We start from the raw sequence: 21,127 nt of genomic DNA, 5'->3' as shown, positions 1-21,127 counted from the left end.
ATTTTTGAAAATAAAAGGTTGTTGACAGTATTATTTTATAACAATATAATGATTTTGATAATTATTATCAACTAGATGATGTTTATGGGAGGATGCTTTAAAACAGCCGTTTTAAGTGTAATGTATTATTTTAGCGTGTAGGGAATGCGAAAATAATATTTATAAGAACACATCTATGGGGATAATAGAATTTCTATAATGAGGTGTCAAAATGAAAAAGTTAACAACGCTATTATTAGCATCAACGTTATTAATTGCTGCATGTGGGAACGACGATAGTAAGAAGGATGATTCAAAGACATCGAAAAAAGATGATGGTGTTAAAGCAGAATTAAAACAAGCAACAAAAGCATATGATAAATATACTGATGAACAGTTAAATGAATTTTTAAAAGGTACAGAAAAATTTGTTAAGGCGATTGAAAATAATGATATGGCCCAAGCAAAAGCGTTATATCCAAAAGTTCGTATGTATTATGAACGCTCTGAACCAGTTGCAGAAGCATTTGGAGATTTAGATCCTAAAATTGATGCACGTCTTGCAGATATGAAAGAAGAGAAAAAGGAAAAAGAATGGTCAGGATATCATAAGATTGAAAAAGCATTATACGAAGATAAGAAAATTGATGATGTGACTAAAAAAGATGCACAACAATTATTGAAAGATGCAAAAGAATTGCATGCCAAAGCTGATACATTAGATATCACACCAAAATTAATGTTACAAGGTTCTGTTGACCTATTAAATGAAGTTGCAACTTCTAAAATCACAGGTGAAGAAGAAATTTATTCACATACAGATTTATATGATTTTAAAGCGAACGTTGAAGGCGCACAAAAAATTTATGACTTATTTAAACCTATTTTAGAGAAAAAAGATAAAAAATTAAGTGATGATATTCAAATGAACTTCGATAAAGTGAATCAATTATTGGATAAATATAAAGATAACAACGGCGGTTATGAGTCATTTGAAAAAGTATCTAAGAAAGACCGTAAAGCATTTGCGGATGCTGTTAATGCATTAGGAGAGCCACTAAGTAAAATGGCTGTGATTACTGAATGACAAATTATGAAAAAGTTAACGATAGTACGCAATTTTCAAGACGTACATTTTTGAAAATGTTAGGTATTGGCGGTGCCGGTGTTGCAATTGGCGCAAGTGGTGTTGGTAGCATGTGGTCTTTCAAATCAATGTTCAATACACCAGAAGATCCGGAAAAAGATGCGTATGAATTTTATGGTAAAGTGCAACCAGGCATTACCACACCCACGCAAAAAACATGCAATTTCGTTGCGTTAGATTTGAAGTCAAAAGATAGAGATGCAATTAAGGCAATGTTTAAAAAGTGGACGGTTATGGCTGATCGTATGATGGATGGTGATACAGTTGGCAAGACGAGTAACAATCCTTTAATGCCACCAGTAGATACCGGTGAATCGATAGGATTAGGTGCAAGCAAGTTAACGATTACCTTTGGGATTAGTAAGTCTTTGATGAAGAAAATTGGGTTATCTAGTAAAATTCCCGATGCCTTTAAAGATTTACCGCATTTTCCGAATGATCAGTTAATAGACGATTACAGCGATGGTGATATTATGATTCAAGCATGCTCAAATGATTCGCAAGTATCCTTTCATGCGGTTCATAATTTAGTTCGTCCATTTCGAGATATTGTTAAGGTACGTTGGGCGCAATCTGGTTTTATCTCTGCTAAAGGTAAGGAAACACCTAGAAATTTAATGGCATTTAAAGATGGAACAATTAATCCTAGAAAGAGTAATCAACTTAAAGATTATGTGTTTATTGATGACGGATGGGCGAAACATGGAACTTATTGTGTTGTCAGACGTATTCAAATACACATTGAAACGTGGGATCGTACTGCGCTGGAAGAACAAGAGGCTACATTTGGTCGGAAACGACATAGTGGTGCGCCGTTAACAGGTGGGAAAGAGTTTGATGAAATTGACTTAAAAGCGAAAGATAGTCATGGCGAGTATATTATTGATAAAGATGCCCATACGAGACTAGCGAAAGAAGCAAATACGTCAATTTTACGTAGAGCCTTTAATTATGTTGATGGCACGGATGACCGCACAGGTAACTTCGAAACAGGCTTGTTGTTCATTGCTTTTCAAAAAGCGACAAAACAATTTATCGATATACAAAATAATTTAGGTAGTAATGATAAATTAAATGAATATATTACACATAGAGGTTCTGCTTCATTTTTAGTATTACCAGGTGTTAGTAAGGGAGGATACCTTGGTGAAACATTATTTGACTAAATTTGTAGCAATGCTAATAACTGCTGCTATGGTGTGTAGCTTTGGGTTACTGAAAAGTCAGGCAGCAGAACAACAAAGTATTAGTGATGTATATAGTGTGATAACGGATGCGAAATCTGCACTTTCTAATAATTCGATATCGAATGACAATAAGCAGAAAGCAATTGAGCAAGTGGTAAGTGCAGTTAAGAAATTATCGCTTGAAGATAATAGTGAAGGTAATGCTGTCAAATCAGATGTGAGAAAGCTTGAAGATGCAAAAGCGAATGATGATCAAAAAGATACACTTTCGCAATTAACGAAGTCATTAATTGCTTATGAAGAGAAATTGGCTAGTAAAGATGCGGGTTCTAAAATTAAACTATTACAACAGCAAGTCGATGCCAAAGATGCTGCGATGACAAAAGCGATTAAAGATAAAAATAAAGCGGAATTAGAATCTTTGAACAATAGTTTGAATCAGATTTGGACAAGTAATGAAACAGTGATTCGCAATTATGACGCAAATCAATATGGACAAATTGAAGTCGCATTATTACAACTTAGAATTGCAATTCATAAGTCACCATTAGATACGGCAAAAGTGTCACATGCTTGGACAACTTTTAAATCAAATATTGATCATGTCGATAAAAAAAGTGATACGTCTGCAAATGATCAATACCGTGTATCACAATTAAATGATGAGTTAGAGAAGGCGATTAAAGCTATCGACGACAATCAATTGTCGGATGCTGATGCTGCGCTTACACATTTTATAGAAACTTGGCCGTATGTTGAAGGTCAAATTCAAACTAAAGACGGTGCTTTGTATACGAAAATTGAAGATAAAATACCATATTATCAAAGTGTATTAGACGAACATAATAAAGCACATGTGAAATATGGCTTAGTAGATATAAACAATCAAATTAAAGAGGTTGTTGGCCATAGTTATAGCTTTGTCGATGTGATGATTATCTTTTTACGTGAAGGGCTAGAAGTGTTGTTAATTGTAATGACATTGACTACCATGACGCGTAATGTAAAAGATAAGAAAGGGACTGCAAGTGTGATTGGTGGTGCAATTGCCGGACTTGTACTGAGTATTATCATAGCAATTACGTTTGTAGAAACTTTAGGGAATAGTGGCATTCTTCGTGAAAGTATGGAAGCGGGATTAGGTATCGTTGCGGTCATATTAATGTTTATCGTTGGTGTTTGGATGCACAAACGTTCAAATGCAAAACGTTGGAATGACATGATTAAAAATATGTATGCTAATGCGATTAGTAATGGTAATTTGGTATTGTTAGCGACGATTGGTTTAATATCTGTGTTGCGTGAAGGTGTCGAGGTTATCATTTTCTATATGGGGATGATAGGTGAGCTAGCGACCAAAGATTTTATTATTGGTATTGCTTTAGCTATCGTTATTTTAATCATCTTTGCGTTATTATTTAGATTTATCGTCAGATTGATACCTATATTCTATATATTTAGAGTGTTGTCGATTTTTATTTTTATTATGGGATTCAAAATGCTTGGCGTAAGTATTCAAAAGTTACAATTATTAGGTGCTATGCCGAGACATGTCATTGAAGGATTCCCAACGATTAACTGGTTAGGATTCTATCCAACTTATGAACCATTGATAGCACAAGCTGCCTATATTATGGTAGTTGCTATCTTAATCTTTAAATTTAAAAAATAAAAAACAGGCCGAGTGCCTGTTTTTTTGTTGCGATGTTGGAAATATTCGGTATTGCAGTATAACGATAATCACAGCATTAATTCGTATAAGGTTAATGTGTTGGCGGTTTGCCTCGGCATGTGAACTTAACAATGAACATGCTGAACTCAAAGAGCAATATGAGTGGCAATGTAAGTAATATATTTAATGTTAAATCGGGTGGTGCAATGATACTTGCTAATACAAAGCAAGCGAAATAAATATATTTTCGATAATGCTTCAATGATGTGGTATCTATAAGACCGAATTTTGCAAGTCCTATGAATAATATTGGCAATTGGAATAAAATGCCAAAAGTGAATAACCAACGTATAAGTTCAACTAAATACGCTTTAAAGCCAATCACTGGCGAAATGTTCAAAGTGGTTGATAATTTTAACGCGAATTGAATGATCATTGGAAAGCCAACATAAAATGCAAAAGCGACACCAAAAATAAATAAAAGTACGCTAAATAAGCTATATTTATAAATAAATTGGCGCTCATTATTATGCAAACCAGGCGCAACAAACGCCCACAATTGATAAAACATAACCGGTGAAATGAGACAAAACGAGATGAAAAATATAATCATCACGTATATTTGGATCATTTCTGTGAATGAAAATGCATGTAAGGACACATGTGCTCGAGTAATATATGATATGACTAATGTCATCCACCAAAATGATGAAACATAAACGATGATGACTGTGACGACGAACGACAATAGTATTTTAACTAACCGTTGGCGTAGTTCGCTAAAATGAACTAGTAAGGTGTGGTCAGTGCTATTGCTCTCGCTGTTGTTTCGATTCCTTACTGGGTGTGTCGTGAGACTCTTTGTCTAAATCTTCTGTTGCAGATTTAAATTCTTTTAAAGTAGAACCGATAGCACGACCAAATTGTGGTAATTTTTTCGGACCAAAAATAATTAAAGCGATAATGCTAATGACGACAAGACTTGTTGGGCCTGTGATGCCTAAAATAAAAGTGTTAGTTATCATGATAATCAACCTCACTCATAAGTAGTATATAGTATTTACTTTATACCGAACGATAATGATTATCAATAAAATTTTATGAAATAATTAAAATGTTGCTATAAATATAGTTTATTGAGGGATTAATTCTGAAATAACAGCTTGGTCTTGCAAGTCGATATAAGTACAAGTGCCCGCTTGAATATCGATATGCCATTTATAAATGCCAGCTTCAGCCATTTCATCACAAAATGTTTCAAAATCTGTTTGCCCTTGTTGATGTCTTGTTAAGACGTCTTGAACTATTGTTTTGTTTGATTTTTGAGCAACAGGATGATTACTTTTTACAGATGACGTAACGATATCATCTTCTGATTGATGTACGTATGTTGCTGTACCATCTTGAATATTAACAATATTGTACGTCATACCCATATCCTTAAATGCTTTGAATAGTTTTGGAAAATCAACACCAGTAAATTGTTGATGTGCTTGTTGAATTGCAGATAATGTAAATGCCATAATAATCTCCTTTGAATGATTTGATTTAGTGAAAATGCGTGCATCATACTAAAATTAGAATGCTGTTAATTATGCAGGAAGGTGTAACGAAAGTAAACAATTATGACTTGTAGGCGTTGAGGTGTTTGTTTCAAAATGTCATACATAGGTGGACAATCATATTTTTTTGTGTGGATTTGACAAATATAGTTGTCAAAAAGACGCATATCATTTACAGTGTAGTTAAGGAGTTGATGCGATGTGCGTAATCGATTGAAAGAATTACGAGCACGAGATGGCTTAAACCAAACGCAACTTGCTAAACAAGCGGGCGTTTCAAGACAAACCATATCGCTAATTGAGCGAAACAATTTTATGCCATCAGTATTAACGGCAATAAAAATTGCTCGAATTTTCAATGAAACGGTGGAAACTGTTTTTATTATTGAGGAGGATGAGGTATGAAAATACTAAGATATATCGGATATCTTTTACTAGGTGGACTTGTAGGGGGTATCATTGGTGGAATTTTAGGTAATTTTGATGGATTGGGTATTGAGAACTTGACGTTTGCGACATATACCAATGTCGTTGTAATATCGATTGTTGCGACGATTATTATCATATTGGTAGAAGCCATTGTTTTGATGAATCAAAGACGTGCATTGAAGTATAAGCGACTTGTAGATGAAGAGGTAGATATCGATGCAACAGATCAATATGAATTGCTTGCGAATCGTTATGTTTTAAATGGAAGTATATTAAGCGTTATACAGACAATTATTGCCTTTGTAGTGTTACTAATTTTTGTGGTAGGGCAAGCTGCAGCAAATGCAATGCTATTCTTTTTAATACCATTTTTTGCTAGTGCTATTTTCAATACACAATTTACACTGTTTAATAGAAAATTTGATGACAGAATGCCAAAAATTGCAGATAAGAATTACACTGAAAAGCGATTGGAAATATTGGATGAGGGTGAACGCCATATAGAATTAATTGCATTATTTAAAACATATGCGATCAACTTATCCATATTGATACTAGCCATTATTTTTATAGGGTCTTATTCAATTGCTACAGGAATTAATCAAAGCTTTAGTTTGCTACTTATCATTGCTATTTTCATATATAACGCCTTTAGTTATTTATTGAAGAGAAGACGTTTTTATTAAAATTAAACAAAGAGGAGCATGGATATGACAACATTGTTAAACGTAGATAGTGTGAACAAACAATACAAAGATTCGGATTTTAAATTGCAAGATGCATCTTTAACGATTTCTACTAATGAGACAGTTGGATTAATTGGGAAAAATGGCTCAGGTAAATCGACATTAATTAATATTCTAGTAGGCAATCGACATAAAGATAACGGTAGTATTGCATTTTTTGGAGAAGAACATGCTGCGGATGATGTCGAATATAAAGAACACATAGGTGTTGTGTTTGATGATCTGAGAGTACCTAATAAATTGACTATTAAAGATATTGATAAAGTATTTCAATCTATTTATACGACTTGGAATAGTCAAAAATTCTTTGATTTAATCAAATATTTCGAGTTACCACTACAAACTAAAATTAAAACTTTTTCAAGAGGGATGCGAATGAAGATAGCTTTAACAATTGCGCTTTCTCATGATGTGAAGTTATTAATCTTAGATGAAGCAACTGCAGGTATGGATGTTTCTGGACGAGAAGAAGTAATGGAACTATTAGAAGATTTTGTCGCTCAAGGTGGAGGCATCTTAATATCATCGCATATTTCTGAAGATATAGAACAATTAGCGGATAAATTAGTGTTTATGAAAGATGGACGAATGATTTTAACTGAACAGAAAGATATACTTTTAGCACAATATGGAATTGTTACGACAGGAGATAAAGATGTTGAAATTCCTAAGCATTTAATCATTGCTTCTAGATTGTCAAAGGGGAAATATCAAATTTTAGTTAAAGATTATGCAGAAATTGAAAATGCAGAGCCTTTAAAACACATTGATGACGCTACGAAAATCATAATGCGAGGTGAAGTATAATGAAAGGTATGTTCCTAAGTAGTTTTTATGCAACGAGAAAGCAAACATATATTTATTTTATAGTCGCTATCATAGCTGCGGGATACTTTGCAGTATTTAATCCGTTGATGAGTTCTGCAATGGCTGGGGTTATGTTAATCACACCCATTACTGATAATATTAAACATGAAAAAGACTCAAGATGGATGTATTATGTATCTACGTTACCGGTTAAACGTAGTGATTATATTAAGTCATACTTTGCCTTTTATTTAATCTTATTCGGTGCAAGTTTAATGATTGGATTAGTTGTGACTACAATCGTGACCCAAAGTGTGATGATTGGTATTATGTCAGGTTTAATGAGTTTTGGTATCATAGGGGCATACTCTATCATTTTCCCATTGACATTTAAATTTGGCGCTGAAAACTCTAATGTCATTATGATATTTGCATCTATACTACTACTTATTTCTTTCGTGGTCTTTTTCTTTATATATGGTATGGTTAGTGGTGCATCTGCATTAGAATTTGAAAAAATTAGCACTGAAGGATGGCTAGTTGTCATAGCATATGCGGTCATTGGTATAGTTATAACGAGCGTTTCTTATATATTGTCTATTAAAATTTTTAACAAACAAGAACTATAATTGTCGATTTTGGTGATGATAGTATTTGAAATAATATTTAGAGCAGGTGATAAATCTTTACGATTGTCATCTGTTCTTTTTGGTGTGGAATGAAATGTGGGGGATAAGTATAGGTGACATATCTATATTGATTTATTTGTTTTGAGGTGGTTATGTTGTGTGGGAATTATTTCCTTTTATAGTGAGGATTAACGTGTATATATTATTTAGTATGTTGCTGAAATTTATTTGTGTGTATCAATTGATGATGGTATATGCCAATGATTTCCTTGGAAATATTTAAAAACCTCGATCATGTAGCATAACTGAATCCAAAAGTATAATGTGAAGTTCGACACTTTTGGATTCAGTTCAAATACTTTGACCGAGGTGAATACTATTTATTCATTTTTATTACGTAGACGTTGATTTTTAAAATAGATGAGCATGATGCAGAAAGTCGCAACGGATACCGAAATAATCATTACTTGGTCATGCCCTTTAAAGATAAGGCTGATGATATATGAAACTACAAGTATGCCTAGTGAAGAAGAAATATATTTTGCGTTTGTCAGTTCATTATGGAAATAAGGCGTGATTAACCATAATCCAGTATAGAATATTAAAACACTGATATACATCATATTAATTTCAAACAAGTCATTTAGTTTATTGTTATTACTAAAAACAATTGCGGCATTAATCACACCTAAAGCGATATTGATTAATAGATGCGTATACGATAAACGGAAACCGATAGATGACAATTTATGATTAATGTAATTTTCAGTAATGATCCAATAAACACCGAAAAGACTAATTAAAATCATAAATTGGAATATATAAATGTAACTAAAATGATCAATGCTAAATGATGACGAAGCTAAACCAACCAGTACCTCGCCAAAGATAATAATTGTTAGTAACGAAAAACGTTCTACTAAATGCATCATATTAACAGGTGATAATACAAGATATTTCTGAAATGGAATAAGTCCTGTCGCTGCAATGAATACGCCTAAAAATCCAGGGATGTAATGGATACTTTGTGGTAGTACTAATGATAGAAATGATAAAAATGAAATCACAAAGGCTACGCTCGCAAAAGCTTGACATGTACGCTTATCGCCATAATCTAACCCTGTACGTATATGTAATAAATACTGTAATCCGATACTTAAATACATAATTGCCACGCATAAGAAGAATGGGAAGAATGTCTTTTCAAAGTCCGGATATAGGCTGTTAGATAGGAAGACCATGATGAACATATTAAACATCATAAACGAGACGTCTTTGAATGTAACTTGACCAAATCGATTTGTAAAAAATGTTTGATGAGACCACATTAACCATAAGAACAAACTCATGACGATGTATTTGAAAAATAAATCAGCTGAAATGGAACCATTTTGTGTTGTTAAAATCACATGTGCAATTTTTTGAATGGCATAGACGAAAATCAAATCAAAGAACAACTCATGGAATCCTGCACGCTTTTCAGCTAAATGTTTTGGTGTTAATGCATTAACCATAAAATTTTAACTCCTTTAAGATGTGTAATTAATTTACTAAGTATACTATTTATTTTTTCTAGTGAATAGGGGCAGATTTGGCGATGAAGTGGAAGGAGAGGTGACTGCAAGGTAATTGCTGAATTAACAATCATCAGCGATTTAATATTTGACTGGAGACGTCATGGTAAGAAAAAGTTGATGAGAAATTGATGGTGAAACCAGCTGTGAATAGCGATGCAATGATAGATAGCATTTAATTAGAGTCATTACGCGAAATGATTAATGATAATTTGTGGTAAATCAAAGCATAATTTTGTACTATAGATGAGGATGATAGAGCATATTTAAGAGTGTGAAATGTTAACGTGAAACCGTTTACGTTTCCGATTGCCCAAACAAATTACATCATTGTATAATATGATTTGTTAAATGCATAACAAGAATGAAAATGTAACATACGTAGCAATTGGTTTCATAAATTGGATGTTAGTGGCGTATTGGTTCATTAGACGTATTAGTAATAAAATTGTATATATCATAAGGAGATGAATATGACATGACGAGAGTCGTATTAGCAGCAGCATACAGGACACCTATTGGCGTTTTTGGAGGTGCGTTTAAAGACGTGCCAGCCTATGATTTAGGTGCGACTTTAATAGAACATATTATTAAAGAGACGGGTTTGAATCCAAGTGAGATTGATGAAGTTATCATCGGTAACGTACTACAAGCAGGACAAGGACAAAATCCAGCACGAATTGCTGCTATGAAAGGTGGCTTGCCAGAAACAGTACCTGCATTTACAGTGAATAAAGTATGTGGTTCTGGGTTAAAGTCGATTCAATTAGCATATCAATCTATTGTGACTGGTGAAAATGACATCGTGCTAGCTGGCGGTATGGAGAATATGTCTCAGTCACCAATGCTTGTCAACAACAGTCGCTTCGGTTTTAAAATGGGACATCAATCAATGGTTGATAGCATGGTATATGATGGTTTAACAGATGTATTTAATCAATATCATATGGGTATTACTGCTGAAAATTTAGTAGAGCAATATGGTATTTCAAGAGAAGAACAAGATACATTTGCTGTAAACTCACAACATAAAGCAGTACGTGCACAGCAAAATGGTGAATTTGATAGTGAAATAGTTCCAGTATCGATTCCTCAACGTAAAGGTGAACCAATAGTTGTCACTAAGGATGAAGGTGTACGTGAAAATGTATCAGTCGAAAAACTAAGTCGCTTAAGACCAGCTTTCAAAAAAGACGGTACAGTTACAGCAGGTAATGCATCAGGAATTAATGATGGTGCTGCGATGATGTTAGTCATGTCAGAAGACAAAGCTAAAGAATTAAATATCGAACCATTGGCAGTGCTTGATGGCTTTGGAACTCATGGTGTAGATCCTTCTATTATGGGTATTGCACCAGTTGGCGCTGTTGAAAAGGCTTTGAAACGTAGTAAAAAAGAATTAAGCGATATTGATGTATTTGAATTAAATGAAGCATTTGCAGCACAATCATTAGCTGTTGATCGTGAATTAAAATTACCTCCTGAGAAGGTGAATGTTAAAGGTGGCGCTATTGCATTAGGACACCCTATTGGTGCATCTGGTGCTAGAGTATTAGTGACATTATTGCATCAACTGAATGATGAAGTTGAAACTGGTTTAACATCATTGTGTATTGGTGGCGGTCAAGCTATCGCTGCAGTTGTATCAAAATATAAATAATAAGAAAACAGGTTATCACAACAGTATTAATTACATGTTGGCATAACCTGTTTTTATTTGTTTATGGATTTATTGGGTAATATTAGTCATTTGATGGTTTAATTGCAAATGCTCTAACAGGGAACCCAGGTGCATCTTTTGGTTTAGGGCTGATAGCGTAAATGATGGCGCCACGAGTTGGTAATTGATCTAAATTAGTTAATAACTCGACTTGGTATTTATCCTGACCAAGAATATAACGTTCGCCAACTAAATCGCCATTTTTTACAACGTCCACAGATGCATCGGTATCGAATGTTTCATGACCAACAGCTTCAACACGGCGTTCTTCAATTAAGTACTTCAAAGCATCTAATCCCCAACCCGGTGCATGTTGTTGTCCGTTCGCATCTTTGTTTTCAAACTTTTCAATATTAGGCCAACGTTTTGACCAATCGGTACGAAGTGCAACAAAAGTGCCAGGTTCAATAGTACCATGCTCTTTTTCCCATGCTTCTATATGCGCACGTGTTACGATGAAATCATTGTTGTTCGCTACTTCTGTTGAAAAGTCTAATACAATTAACGGCAATACCAATTCTTTTAAATCAATGTCTTCTAAATAACGTTTATTCTCGACAAAGTGAATTGGTGCATCAATGTGAGTACCATATTGCGTTACAATATTCCAACGTTGCACATAGAAACCATGATCTTTAACCGTGAATAAAGTTGAAACTTCGCCTTTTTCAAACTCACTAAAACGTGGTATTTCCGGATCAAATGTATGCGTTAAATCAACCCAAGTTGCTTGTTTTAAAGTATTTAATTGTTGCCATAAAGGATATTGTGTCATAAAATCACCCGTTTTTAGTTTATTATATGATAAATGCTGCGATTATTCTTGGCGTTTAGCTTTAACAGCATTCACAAGCACAGTCAATGCATCTTTAACTTCTTCTTCTTTTCGCGTTTTCAAACCACAGTCAGGGTTTACCCAGAATAATGAACGGTCGATTTGTTGTAGTGAACGATTGATTGCTGTAGTAATTTCTTCTTTTGTTGGAATACGTGGACTATGAATATCATACACACCTAGACCAATACCTAAATCATAATTAATATCTTCAAAGTCTTTAATTAAATCACCATGGCTACGAGATGTTTCAATTGAAATAACATCAGCATCTAAGTCATGAATAGCATGAATGATTTGACCGAATTGAGAATAACACATATGTGTATGGATTTGAGTTTCATCACGAACTGAAGACGTTGCAAGTTTAAATGATAAAACAGCATCTTTAAGATATTGTTCGTGATATTCAGAGCGTAATGGTAAGCCTTCACGTAATGCAGGTTCGTCAACTTGGATAACTTTGATTCCTGCAGCTTCAAGTGCTAATACTTCTTCGTTGATTGCTAAAGCAATTTGATCTTGAACGACTTTACGTGGTAAATCAACACGTTCAAATGACCAGTTTAGAATTGTTACAGGTCCAGTTAACATACCTTTAACTGGTTTATCTGTTAAGCTTTGTGCATAAACTGTTTCATCAACAGTTAAAGGCGCTGTCCATTTTACATCACCATAAATGATTGGTGGTTTTACGGCACGTGAACCATATGATTGCACCCAACCGAATTTAGTTACTAAGAAACCTTGTAATTTTTCTCCGAAGAATTCAACCATGTCATTACGTTCAAATTCACCGTGAACTAATACATCTAAGCCAATTTCTTCTTGAATTTTAATCCATCGAGCAATTTCATTTTTTAAGAATGTTTCATATGCTTCGTCTGTAATGCGTTTGTTCTTCCAATCTGCACGGTATTTTCGAACTTCTCGGCTTTGTGGGAATGATCCAATAGTTGTTGTTGGTAAATCCGGTAAGTTCAAACGTTTTTGTTGTTGTTCAATACGTTGCGCGAATGGTGATTGTCTTGAAGTGCGCACGCTTTCGAAATCATAATCTAAGTTTTTAAATGATTGATTTTGGAAACGCTCATAACGTGCTTTTAATTTATCATATTTAACACTATCGTTTTGATTAAATAGGCGACGCAATGCATCTAATTCGTCTAATTTTTCAGTTGCAAAGCTTAAGCCTTCGCCAACACTTGTATCTAATGTTTCATCATCTAAAGATACTGGAACATGTAATAATGAAGATGATGGTTGAATGACAAGTTCATTAGTGTGTGCTAACAATTTATCGATTAAGACTTTTTTAGCTTCAATGTCACTTGCCCATACATTACGACCATCAATAATTCCAGCGTATAATGTTTTTGATTTATCAAAATCTCCAGCTTCAATTTGTTTAAGGTTATAGCCATTATCATGGACAAAGTCTAAACCTATACCACCAACAGGTAAAGAACTTAAGAATTTAAGATGTGCACGTTCAAAGTATGTTTGAATGACTAATTTTTTAGCAACACCAGCTTTTTCGAAATAGTCATAAGCTTCACGTGTAATATTTTCATAGCTTTCACTGTCGTCTGTAACTAAGATTGGCTCATCAACTTGAATGTACTCAGCACCTGCATCAATTAATGATTCAAACACTTCTTTATAAAGTGGTAATAACGTTTTAACTTTTTCTTCAAAAGTTTGGTGACCGCCTTTTGATAATTTAACAAAAGTAATCGGACCAACAATGACAGGGTGAGCGTTAACGTTTAAAGATTGGGCATATTTAAAGCGATCTAATAATACGTTGCGACTCACTTTAGGCTCAACATTGTCCCATTCAGGTACGATGTAATGATAGTTAGTGTTAAACCATTTTATAAGTGCACTTGCAACATGGTCTTTATTACCGCGAGCAATATCAAATAATAAATCATCATCAATAGTTCTTCCTTGGAAACGTTCAGGGATGATGTTGAATAATAATGACGTATCTAAAATATGGTCATATAAAGAGAAATCACCAACTGGGATGCTATCTAAGTGATAGTACTTTTGTAATAATAAATTTTCTTTATGTAGATCAGTTAATGTTTGATCTAATTCTTCTTTAGAAATCTTTTTTGCCCAATAACTTTCGATGGCTTTTTTCCATTCTCTTTTTCTACCTAATCTTGGGAATCCTAAGTTTGATGTTTTAATTGTTGTCATAATATTGCCTCCTTGTGAGCAGTAATAGATTTTGAGTATGCTGCAAGTTCTAATGAATCTTCGACATTTTGAAACGGTGTGATAATGTATAAACCATTAAAATATTCATGAACAGTATCGATTAAATCCTTTGAAAGCTTAAGACTTAGTTCTCGTGTTTTGGCTTTATCATCTTTAACTGCTTCAAATTGTTGTAAAATTTCATCTGACATCTTGATTCCTGGCACTTCATTATGCAAAAAGAGTGCGTTTTTGTAACTTGCGATAGGCATAATGCCTATGAAAAATGGTTTGTTCAAGTGCTTAGTGGCATGGTAAATTTCAATGATTTTCTCTTTGCTGTACACGGGTTGTGTTATAAAATAAGACATTCCGCTTTCTATCTTTTTCTCTAATCTTTTGACGGCACCATCTAATTTTCGAACATTAGGATTAAAGGCGCCAGCGATGTTGAAGTGTGTACGTTTCTTCAGCGCATCACCGTCAGTGTTAATACCTTGATTAAATCTTAGAGCGAGTTCAGTTAATCCTTTAGAATTAACATCATAGACATTGGTTGCACCTGGTAAGTGACCAACTTTTGAAGGATCACCAGTTATGGCTAATATTTCGTTAACGCCAATGAGCGATAATCCAAGTAAATGGGACTGCAAGCCGATTAAGTTTCGGTCTCGACAAGTAATATGTACGAGTGGTTCAATATTGTAATATTGTTTAATTAAGCTTGCAGCAGCAATGTTGCTAATTCTGACAGTTGCCAATGAATTATCTGCGAGTGTTACCGCATCTACATTAGCTTTGTCAAGTTTAGCGATATTTTCAAAAAATCTATCCGTGTCTAAATGTTTCGGTGTATCCAATTCGATAATAACGGTTGGACGTTCTTGAACCTTAGATGTTAATGATTGTCTAACTTTATTTTGAGATGGATTGAAAAGTGCTTTCTTTGGTATCGGAATCACTTTTTTGTCATTAACAGGTTTAAGTGTCTGAATAGATTCTTTAATAAATTTGATGTGCTCTGGCGTTGTACCACAGCAACCACCAATTAAACGAACACCTTCGCGAATTAGATTTTGAGCAACTTGACCGAAATATTGTGCATTGTCACTATACTTAAATTCACTATTTTCAATATCTAATAAGCTGGCATTTGGATAACAAGATAAGAATGCGTGCTCTGGTAATTCAATATGTGTGAAAGACTCTTGCATATGGTGCGGGCCATGATGACAATTGAGTCCCACGATGTTTGCACCACATTGAACGAGTTGTTTTAATCCTTCATTGATTGCCTGACCATTAACTAAGTAATTTGTGTTTGAAGCGGTTAATTGAGCAATGATTGGAATGTCGTATTTCTTTCTCGTTCGTGAAATGACATTTGTTAGCTCTTCTAGGTCGTAATACGTTTCGAAAAGTAGCGCGTCAACGCCTTCTTCAATTAAGGTGTCTATTTGAATTTCAGTATGATAAAGAATAGTTTGTAAGCTGATATCCTCTTGTTTGATACCTCTAAACCCACCAACTGTGCCTAATATATACGTATCTTTATTTGCTGCTTTTTTTGCGATGCGTACGGCGGCTTGATGTATAGCTTTAACTTTATCTTCAAGACCGAATCGTTTTAACTTTTCAAAATTTGCACCATAAGTATTGGTTTGAATGACATCAGCACCAGCTTCGATATATGAACGATGGATACGTTCAACTTTATCTGGATGGCTAAGATTATATGCTTCTGGACAGGTGTCTAATCCTTCAGAGTATAAAATGGTTCCAATAGCGCCATCAGCTACTAAAACATTATCTTTCAATTGTGTGAGGAATTGACTCATTGAATGCCTCCTTTAATGCGTATTTGATGTCTGCAATGAGTTCATCAGGATCTTCGAGACCAACACTTAATCGGAATAGACCGAAAGTGATACCACGTTCTTGTCTCACTTCTTCAGGTAGTGCAGCGTGAGACATTGTTGCTGGATGTGAAAGGATCGTTTCAACACCGCCCAGACTCACTGAAACGAGTGGTAATGTCAGTGCATCGACAAATTGTTGTGCTTTAGACTCATCAGCTAAACGAAAGCCAATAACGGCACCGCCATTTTTAGCTTGTTCTAAATGAGCAGTAGTGAGTCCCGGATAATAAACTTCTGAAATTTCATCTTGCTTTATTAAAAATGACACGATTTTTTGAGCGTTTTCGACAGATTGTTTAAATCTGATTGGAAAAGTTTTTAAATGTTTAGCAAGTGTCCAGCTATCCTGAGCAGATAACATATTGCCTGTACCATTTTGTATTAAATAAAGAGCGTCACTAATTGCCTCATTATTAGTTATGACAGCACCAGCAATTAAATCGCTATGTCCACTTAAAAATTTTGTAGCACTATGAATGACAATATCAGCGCCAAGTAATAAAGGTGATTGACCTAACGGTGTCATAAATGTATTGTCCACAGCTACCAGTAGTTCATGCTTTTCGGCTATTTTAGAAACAGCTTTGATATCAGTAATTTTAAAACAGGGATTCGATGGTGTTTCGATATAAATTAATTTTGTGTTTGATTGAATGGCACCCTCGATTTGTTCGAGCTTGGTAGTATCTACGGTTGTAAATTCAATATTAAATCGATTCAAAATTTGCTCAGTGAGGCGAAAAGTACCGCCATATACATCATCGGGTAAGATGACATGATCACCAGATTTGAAAGTCAAAAGTACTGCTGAAATAGCAGCAATACCTGATGCAAAAGCAAAAGCGAATTTTCCCTGTTCTAATCGTGCTAACTTCTCTTCTAAAAGTTCACGGTTAGGGTTGCCACTTCGTGCATAATCATATTTAACATCGCCACCAAGACTTGTTTGATGGAATGTTGAAGAATCATAGAGTGGTGGGTTAGCTGAATGATATTCCACACCTCTACGCCAATCGAATATCACTTCTGTCTCTTTTGAAAGTGTCATACAATCTCTCCAATCTGAGCTTTATCTAATGCTTGGATGATATCGCGTTCGATGTCTTCATAATTTTCAACACCTAGTGATAAGCGGATTAAATACTCATCAATGCCACGTTTATCTTTTTCAGCATCTGGCATATCAACATGTGTTTGGGTGTAAGGGAAGGTCACTAATGTTTCAGTACCTCCTAAACTTTCTGCAAAAATGCAAATGTCTAAATTTTCTAATAATTCAGCGACGCTATAGGCCTTGTTAAGTCTTAAACTAAGCATGCCAGTTTGCCCGCTATATAGTACTTCGTCAATTGCTTGAAGTGACTGACATTTTTTAGCAAGTTTTCTAGCGTTTGATTGCGCACGCTCAATGCGTAAATGCAAAGTTTTAAGTCCACGTAACAACAAATAACTATCTATTGGTGAAAGTGTTGCGCCAGTCATGTTGTGAAAATCAAAAAACTGTTGCGCGAGTGATTCATCTTTGACAGTTACGACACCTGCTAGTACATCGTTATGTCCGCCAATATATTTCGTGGCTGAATGTAAGACTATATCAGCACCTTCTGCTAGTGGTGTTGAAAGATAAGGTGTTAAAAAAGTATTGTCGATAATTGACAATAAGCCTTTAGCTTTACAAAGTTGATAGTATGGCTTTACATCAATAGCAATCATTTGTGGGTTAGATATTGGTTCAATGAATAATGCAACTGTTTTATCAGTGATTTCTTTTTCAACTTGTTCATAATCTGTAAAATCAACGTACTTAAATTTGATATTGTATTGTTGCTCGTAAAATTCAAATAATCTAAATGTGCCACCATATAAATCGAATGAAACTAAAATTTCATCATGAGGTTTAAATAGATTACATATTAATTGAATGGCTGACATTCCACTTGATGTAGCGAATGATGCAATACCATGCTCAAGTTTGGCAAAACAGGTTTCAAATGTTGAGCGTGTAGGATTTTTAGTACGTGTATAATCAAATCCTGTCGATTGTCCTAGTTTTGGATGTTTGTAGGCAGTAGATAAATGGATTGGATTCGCTATAGCACCGGTTGAATCATCAGTTAATGTGATTTGGGCTAACTGTGTATCCTTCATATTAAGACCCTCCTATAAGAAAAAATAAAAAGCTTCCGTCCTTCGTACCCGAATGAATCGGATAAAAAGGACGAAAGCTTATGTTTCGCGGTACCACCTTTATTTGTTATTCCATCGCTGAAATAACCTTATTCAGTACGCATTAAAAGTAAATATGCTTACTGAACAATTATCACAATTTAAGTCGTTAAGTAAGGATATAGTAATGTGCTATCCCATACTTATTAACAAAAAATCGTGCGTAAAGAATCCAGTACGCCATTTAACATCAATGTTAATACTGTATCGCTATAACGGGCGAACCCGTAGACACCTCATATTGGCATCAACACTCCAAGGCCATTTTCAAACACGCTTTCAAAATCTTCTCTCAGCTACTAAAGACTCTCTGTATAAGCAGGGTGTGTTTTACTTTCCTCTTTATTGTGTTTACGTTTCATTAAACTGTTATAAGATATTAATTAGCTTACAGAGTAAAAAAAGATTTGTCAACAATTATTCAGAAAATTTTGATTTAAAAGTTAATTTGTGTGTGAAATTGTAATTGGTATCTTGAAGTTAAAAAATGAATTATTTTTTAAATAAAGTGTGGTTAATGGTTGTCTGACTCATTTAGAATACATAAAATATATTTAACTGTTGTTATCAAATAAAAAGTGATGTGAGTGAATTGTCAAAAAGTGAAGATCAACGTATTACTAAAACAAAAGATGAACAAATTAAGCAAATAGATATATCGGATATCAAACCGAATCCGTATCAGCCCCGAAAAACTTTCGATGAAAATCATTTAAATGATTTGGCAGATTCAATTAAGCAATATGGTATTTTGCAACCAATTGTGCTTAGAAAAACAGTTCAAGGTTATTACATTGTAGTTGGTGAAAGAAGGTTTAGAGCTTCGAAAATTGCTGGTCTAAAATACGTATCAGCGATTATCAAAGATTTAACAGATGAAGATATGATGGAACTGGCGGTCATCGAAAATTTACAACGAGAAGACTTAAATGCGATTGAAGAAGCTGAAAGTTATCAACGTTTGATAACAGATTTGAAAATTACACAACAAGAAGTAGCGAAACGATTGAGTAAGTCGCGCCCGTATATAGCGAATATGTTGAGGTTATTACATTTGCCGAAAAAGATTGCTGACATGGTAAAAGATGGGCGACTGACAAGTGCACATGGACGAACGTTATTGGCAATTAAAGATGAACAACAAATGCTTAGGTTAGCGAAACGGGTTGTTAAAGAAAAGTGGAGTGTCAGATATTTAGAAAACCATGTTAATGAATTAAAAAATGTTTCGTCAAAGTCGGAAACAGACAAAGTAGATATAACTAAGCCTAAATTTATAAAGCAGCAAGAACGACAGTTGCGAGAACAGTATGGTACCAAAGTAGATATATCAATAAAAAAATCGGTTGGTAAAATCTCATTTGAGTTTGATTCACAAGAAGATTTTCTAAGAATAATTGAACAATTAAATCGTAGGTATGGTAAATAGTTACACAATTTTATATAATAACTCTTTGTGCAAGTGTAAATAAATTGTAATCAGTGAACATTTGATTCTAGATATATTGAGACTTTCGTAGGTTGGAAGTATATAAAAATATGAATACAATATTGATATATCATATAGAAGGGAGTAACGCTTATCATGAATCAAGTCATGAATATTATTTCATCTCTATTTGAGCCATTAACAAAAATAGAAACATATGAAAACATTGCAACTAAAATCGCTATGATTGTTATTTATATTATCGTAGCCCTCATAGTTATTAAAATACTGAATAAAATGATTGAACAGGGATTTAAGATTCAAAATAAGAGTAAAAAGAGTAACAAAAAGCGATCTAAAACTTTAATATCTCTTGTTCAAAATGTAGTGAAGTATATCGTTTGGTTTATAGTTATTACGACGATTTTAAGTAAATTTGGCATTAGTGTTGAAGGTGTTATTGCAAGTGCTGGTGTCGTAGGTTTAGCAGTAGGTTTTGGTGCTCAAACCATTGTTAAAGACGTTATTACTGGATTTTTCATTATATTTGAAAGTCAATTTGATGTAGGTGATTATGTTAAAATAAACAATGGTGGTACGACTGTGGCAGAGGGAACGGTTAAATCAATAGGACTTCGTTCAACACGAATCAATACAATTTCAGGAGAATTAACAATTTTACCAAATAGTAGTATGGGTGAAATAACGAACTACTCAATTACAAATGGTACAGCTATCGTTAAAATTCCAGTGTCTGTCGAAGAAAACATTGATAATGTTGATAAAAAACTAAACAAACTATTTACTTCTTTACGTAGTAAATATTACTTATTTGTTAGTGATCCGGTTGTTATTGGTATTGATGCTATTGAAGATACAAGAGTAATATTGAGAATATCTGCAGAAACAATTCCAGGTGAAGGATTTGCTGGAGCTCGAATTATTCGCAAAGAAGTACAAAAAATGTTTTTACAAGAAGGTATTAAAACACCTCAACCAATTATGACTGCTTATAATCATAGTGAAAACGGTGTTTAGTAGTTTATAATACATGG

Annotated in this window: 19 protein-coding genes and 1 other annotated feature; of the genes, 10 read left to right on the top strand and 9 right to left on the bottom strand. The window is 34.1% G+C overall.

Features of this window, described 5'->3' with window-relative positions:
• The first annotated feature begins 211 nt into the window (after positions 1 to 211).
• From efeO to IDG64_RS02360, 3 genes are read left to right on the top strand one after another with little or no spacing between them, the layout of a single operon-like run.
• The gene (efeO, locus tag IDG64_RS02370) at positions 212 to 1,066 is read left to right on the top strand and encodes an iron uptake system protein EfeO (RefSeq protein WP_000737196.1); all 855 of its coding nucleotides are present in this window, start codon (positions 212 to 214) and stop codon (positions 1,064 to 1,066) included.
• On the top strand, positions 1,063 to 2,292 hold the full coding sequence (gene efeB, locus IDG64_RS02365; RefSeq protein ID WP_000186209.1) for an iron uptake transporter deferrochelatase/peroxidase subunit: 1,230 nt from the start codon (positions 1,063 to 1,065) through the stop codon (positions 2,290 to 2,292). Before efeO ends, efeB begins: the two co-directional genes overlap by 4 nt.
• A complete protein-coding gene (locus tag IDG64_RS02360; RefSeq protein ID WP_206171277.1) occupies positions 2,273 to 3,985 on the top strand; it encodes an FTR1 family protein in 1,713 nt (570 codons plus the stop codon). The genes efeB and IDG64_RS02360 overlap by 20 nt, the downstream gene beginning before the upstream one ends.
• A 91-nt stretch (positions 3,986 to 4,076) precedes the next feature.
• Here IDG64_RS02360 and tatC read toward each other — a convergent pair whose 3' ends face one another.
• From tatC to IDG64_RS02345, 3 genes are all read right to left on the bottom strand, one after another.
• On the bottom strand, positions 4,077 to 4,739 hold the full coding sequence (gene tatC, locus IDG64_RS02355) for a twin-arginine translocase subunit TatC (protein ID WP_077477263.1): 663 nt from the start codon (positions 4,737 to 4,739) through the stop codon (positions 4,077 to 4,079).
• 55 nt (positions 4,740 to 4,794) lie between these two features.
• Positions 4,795 to 5,019, bottom strand: a complete 225-nt coding sequence (locus IDG64_RS02350; RefSeq protein WP_001794540.1) for a twin-arginine translocase TatA/TatE family subunit — start codon at positions 5,017 to 5,019, stop codon at positions 4,795 to 4,797.
• A 99-nt stretch (positions 5,020 to 5,118) separates the two neighbouring features.
• Complete coding sequence (locus IDG64_RS02345) at positions 5,119 to 5,508, bottom strand: DUF1398 domain-containing protein (RefSeq protein ID WP_000886005.1); 390 nt, start codon at positions 5,506 to 5,508, stop codon at positions 5,119 to 5,121.
• Positions 5,509 to 5,748: 240 nt separating this feature from the next.
• On the opposite strand from IDG64_RS02345, the gene IDG64_RS02340 reads away from it, so the two are divergent.
• Genes IDG64_RS02340 through IDG64_RS02325 form a run of 4 tightly spaced genes read left to right on the top strand, consistent with a single transcriptional unit; the run spans position 5,749 to position 8,158 of the window.
• On the top strand, positions 5,749 to 5,952 hold the full coding sequence (locus IDG64_RS02340) for a helix-turn-helix transcriptional regulator (protein WP_001246014.1): 204 nt from the start codon (positions 5,749 to 5,751) through the stop codon (positions 5,950 to 5,952).
• Complete coding sequence (locus IDG64_RS02335) at positions 5,949 to 6,662, top strand: DUF3169 family protein (RefSeq protein ID WP_000698767.1); 714 nt, start codon at positions 5,949 to 5,951, stop codon at positions 6,660 to 6,662. Before IDG64_RS02340 ends, IDG64_RS02335 begins: the two co-directional genes overlap by 4 nt.
• A 24-nt stretch (positions 6,663 to 6,686) precedes the next feature.
• Positions 6,687 to 7,529 (top strand): ABC transporter ATP-binding protein, encoded by an 843-nt coding sequence (locus IDG64_RS02330; protein ID WP_000209562.1) that lies wholly within the window; start codon positions 6,687 to 6,689, stop codon positions 7,527 to 7,529.
• On the top strand, positions 7,529 to 8,158 hold the full coding sequence (locus IDG64_RS02325) for an ABC-2 transporter permease (protein ID WP_000677723.1): 630 nt from the start codon (positions 7,529 to 7,531) through the stop codon (positions 8,156 to 8,158). Before IDG64_RS02330 ends, IDG64_RS02325 begins: the two co-directional genes overlap by 1 nt.
• A 380-nt stretch (positions 8,159 to 8,538) precedes the next feature.
• Here the strand turns inward: IDG64_RS02325 and IDG64_RS02320 are convergent, their stop codons facing one another.
• Positions 8,539 to 9,672, bottom strand: a complete 1,134-nt coding sequence (locus tag IDG64_RS02320) for a low temperature requirement protein A (protein ID WP_000245684.1) — start codon at positions 9,670 to 9,672, stop codon at positions 8,539 to 8,541.
• Positions 9,673 to 10,210: 538 nt separating this feature from the next.
• Between IDG64_RS02320 and IDG64_RS02315 the strand changes: the two genes are divergently transcribed.
• The gene (locus IDG64_RS02315) at positions 10,211 to 11,392 is read left to right on the top strand and encodes an acetyl-CoA C-acetyltransferase (protein ID WP_000199068.1); all 1,182 of its coding nucleotides are present in this window, start codon (positions 10,211 to 10,213) and stop codon (positions 11,390 to 11,392) included.
• An 82-nt stretch (positions 11,393 to 11,474) separates the two neighbouring features.
• On the opposite strand, the gene IDG64_RS02310 is transcribed toward IDG64_RS02315, so the two are convergent.
• The 5 genes from IDG64_RS02310 to IDG64_RS02290 are packed head-to-tail and all read right to left on the bottom strand — an operon-like array spanning position 11,475 to position 18,565.
• Positions 11,475 to 12,227 (bottom strand): cyclase family protein, encoded by a 753-nt coding sequence (locus tag IDG64_RS02310; RefSeq protein ID WP_000195907.1) that lies wholly within the window; start codon positions 12,225 to 12,227, stop codon positions 11,475 to 11,477.
• A gap of 42 nt (positions 12,228 to 12,269) precedes the next feature.
• Positions 12,270 to 14,498 (bottom strand): 5-methyltetrahydropteroyltriglutamate--homocysteine S-methyltransferase, encoded by a 2,229-nt coding sequence (metE, locus tag IDG64_RS02305; protein ID WP_000207615.1) that lies wholly within the window; start codon positions 14,496 to 14,498, stop codon positions 12,270 to 12,272.
• On the bottom strand, positions 14,495 to 16,336 hold the full coding sequence (locus tag IDG64_RS02300) for a bifunctional homocysteine S-methyltransferase/methylenetetrahydrofolate reductase (RefSeq protein ID WP_000077316.1): 1,842 nt from the start codon (positions 16,334 to 16,336) through the stop codon (positions 14,495 to 14,497). The genes metE and IDG64_RS02300 overlap by 4 nt, the downstream gene beginning before the upstream one ends.
• Entirely contained in the window at positions 16,305 to 17,465 is a 1,161-nt protein-coding gene (metC, locus tag IDG64_RS02295) for a cystathionine beta-lyase MetC (RefSeq protein ID WP_000175846.1), read from the bottom strand. The genes IDG64_RS02300 and metC overlap by 32 nt, the downstream gene beginning before the upstream one ends.
• On the bottom strand, positions 17,462 to 18,565 hold the full coding sequence (locus tag IDG64_RS02290) for a PLP-dependent transferase (protein WP_000655702.1): 1,104 nt from the start codon (positions 18,563 to 18,565) through the stop codon (positions 17,462 to 17,464). Before IDG64_RS02290 ends, metC begins: the two co-directional genes overlap by 4 nt.
• Before the next feature lie 63 nt (positions 18,566 to 18,628).
• Positions 18,629 to 18,998 (bottom strand) — a binding site (T-box leader).
• 228 nt (positions 18,999 to 19,226) lie between these two features.
• Between IDG64_RS02290 and IDG64_RS02285 the strand changes: the two genes are divergently transcribed.
• Positions 19,227 to 20,072, top strand: coding sequence for a ParB/RepB/Spo0J family partition protein (locus tag IDG64_RS02285; RefSeq protein ID WP_001813832.1), 846 nt, complete (start codon positions 19,227 to 19,229; stop codon positions 20,070 to 20,072).
• Positions 20,073 to 20,228: 156 nt separating this feature from the next.
• Positions 20,229 to 21,110, top strand: coding sequence for a mechanosensitive ion channel family protein (locus IDG64_RS02280; protein WP_001077602.1), 882 nt, complete (start codon positions 20,229 to 20,231; stop codon positions 21,108 to 21,110).
• Positions 21,111 to 21,127: the final 17 nt, after the last annotated feature.

The sequence above is a fragment of the Staphylococcus sp. EG-SA-15 genome, assembly GCF_017151895.1.
Taxonomy (GTDB): domain Bacteria; phylum Bacillota; class Bacilli; order Staphylococcales; family Staphylococcaceae; genus Staphylococcus; species Staphylococcus aureus.
The sequence above is the reverse complement of the archived record's forward strand: the minus strand, read 5'-3'. Positions and strand labels throughout refer to the sequence as shown.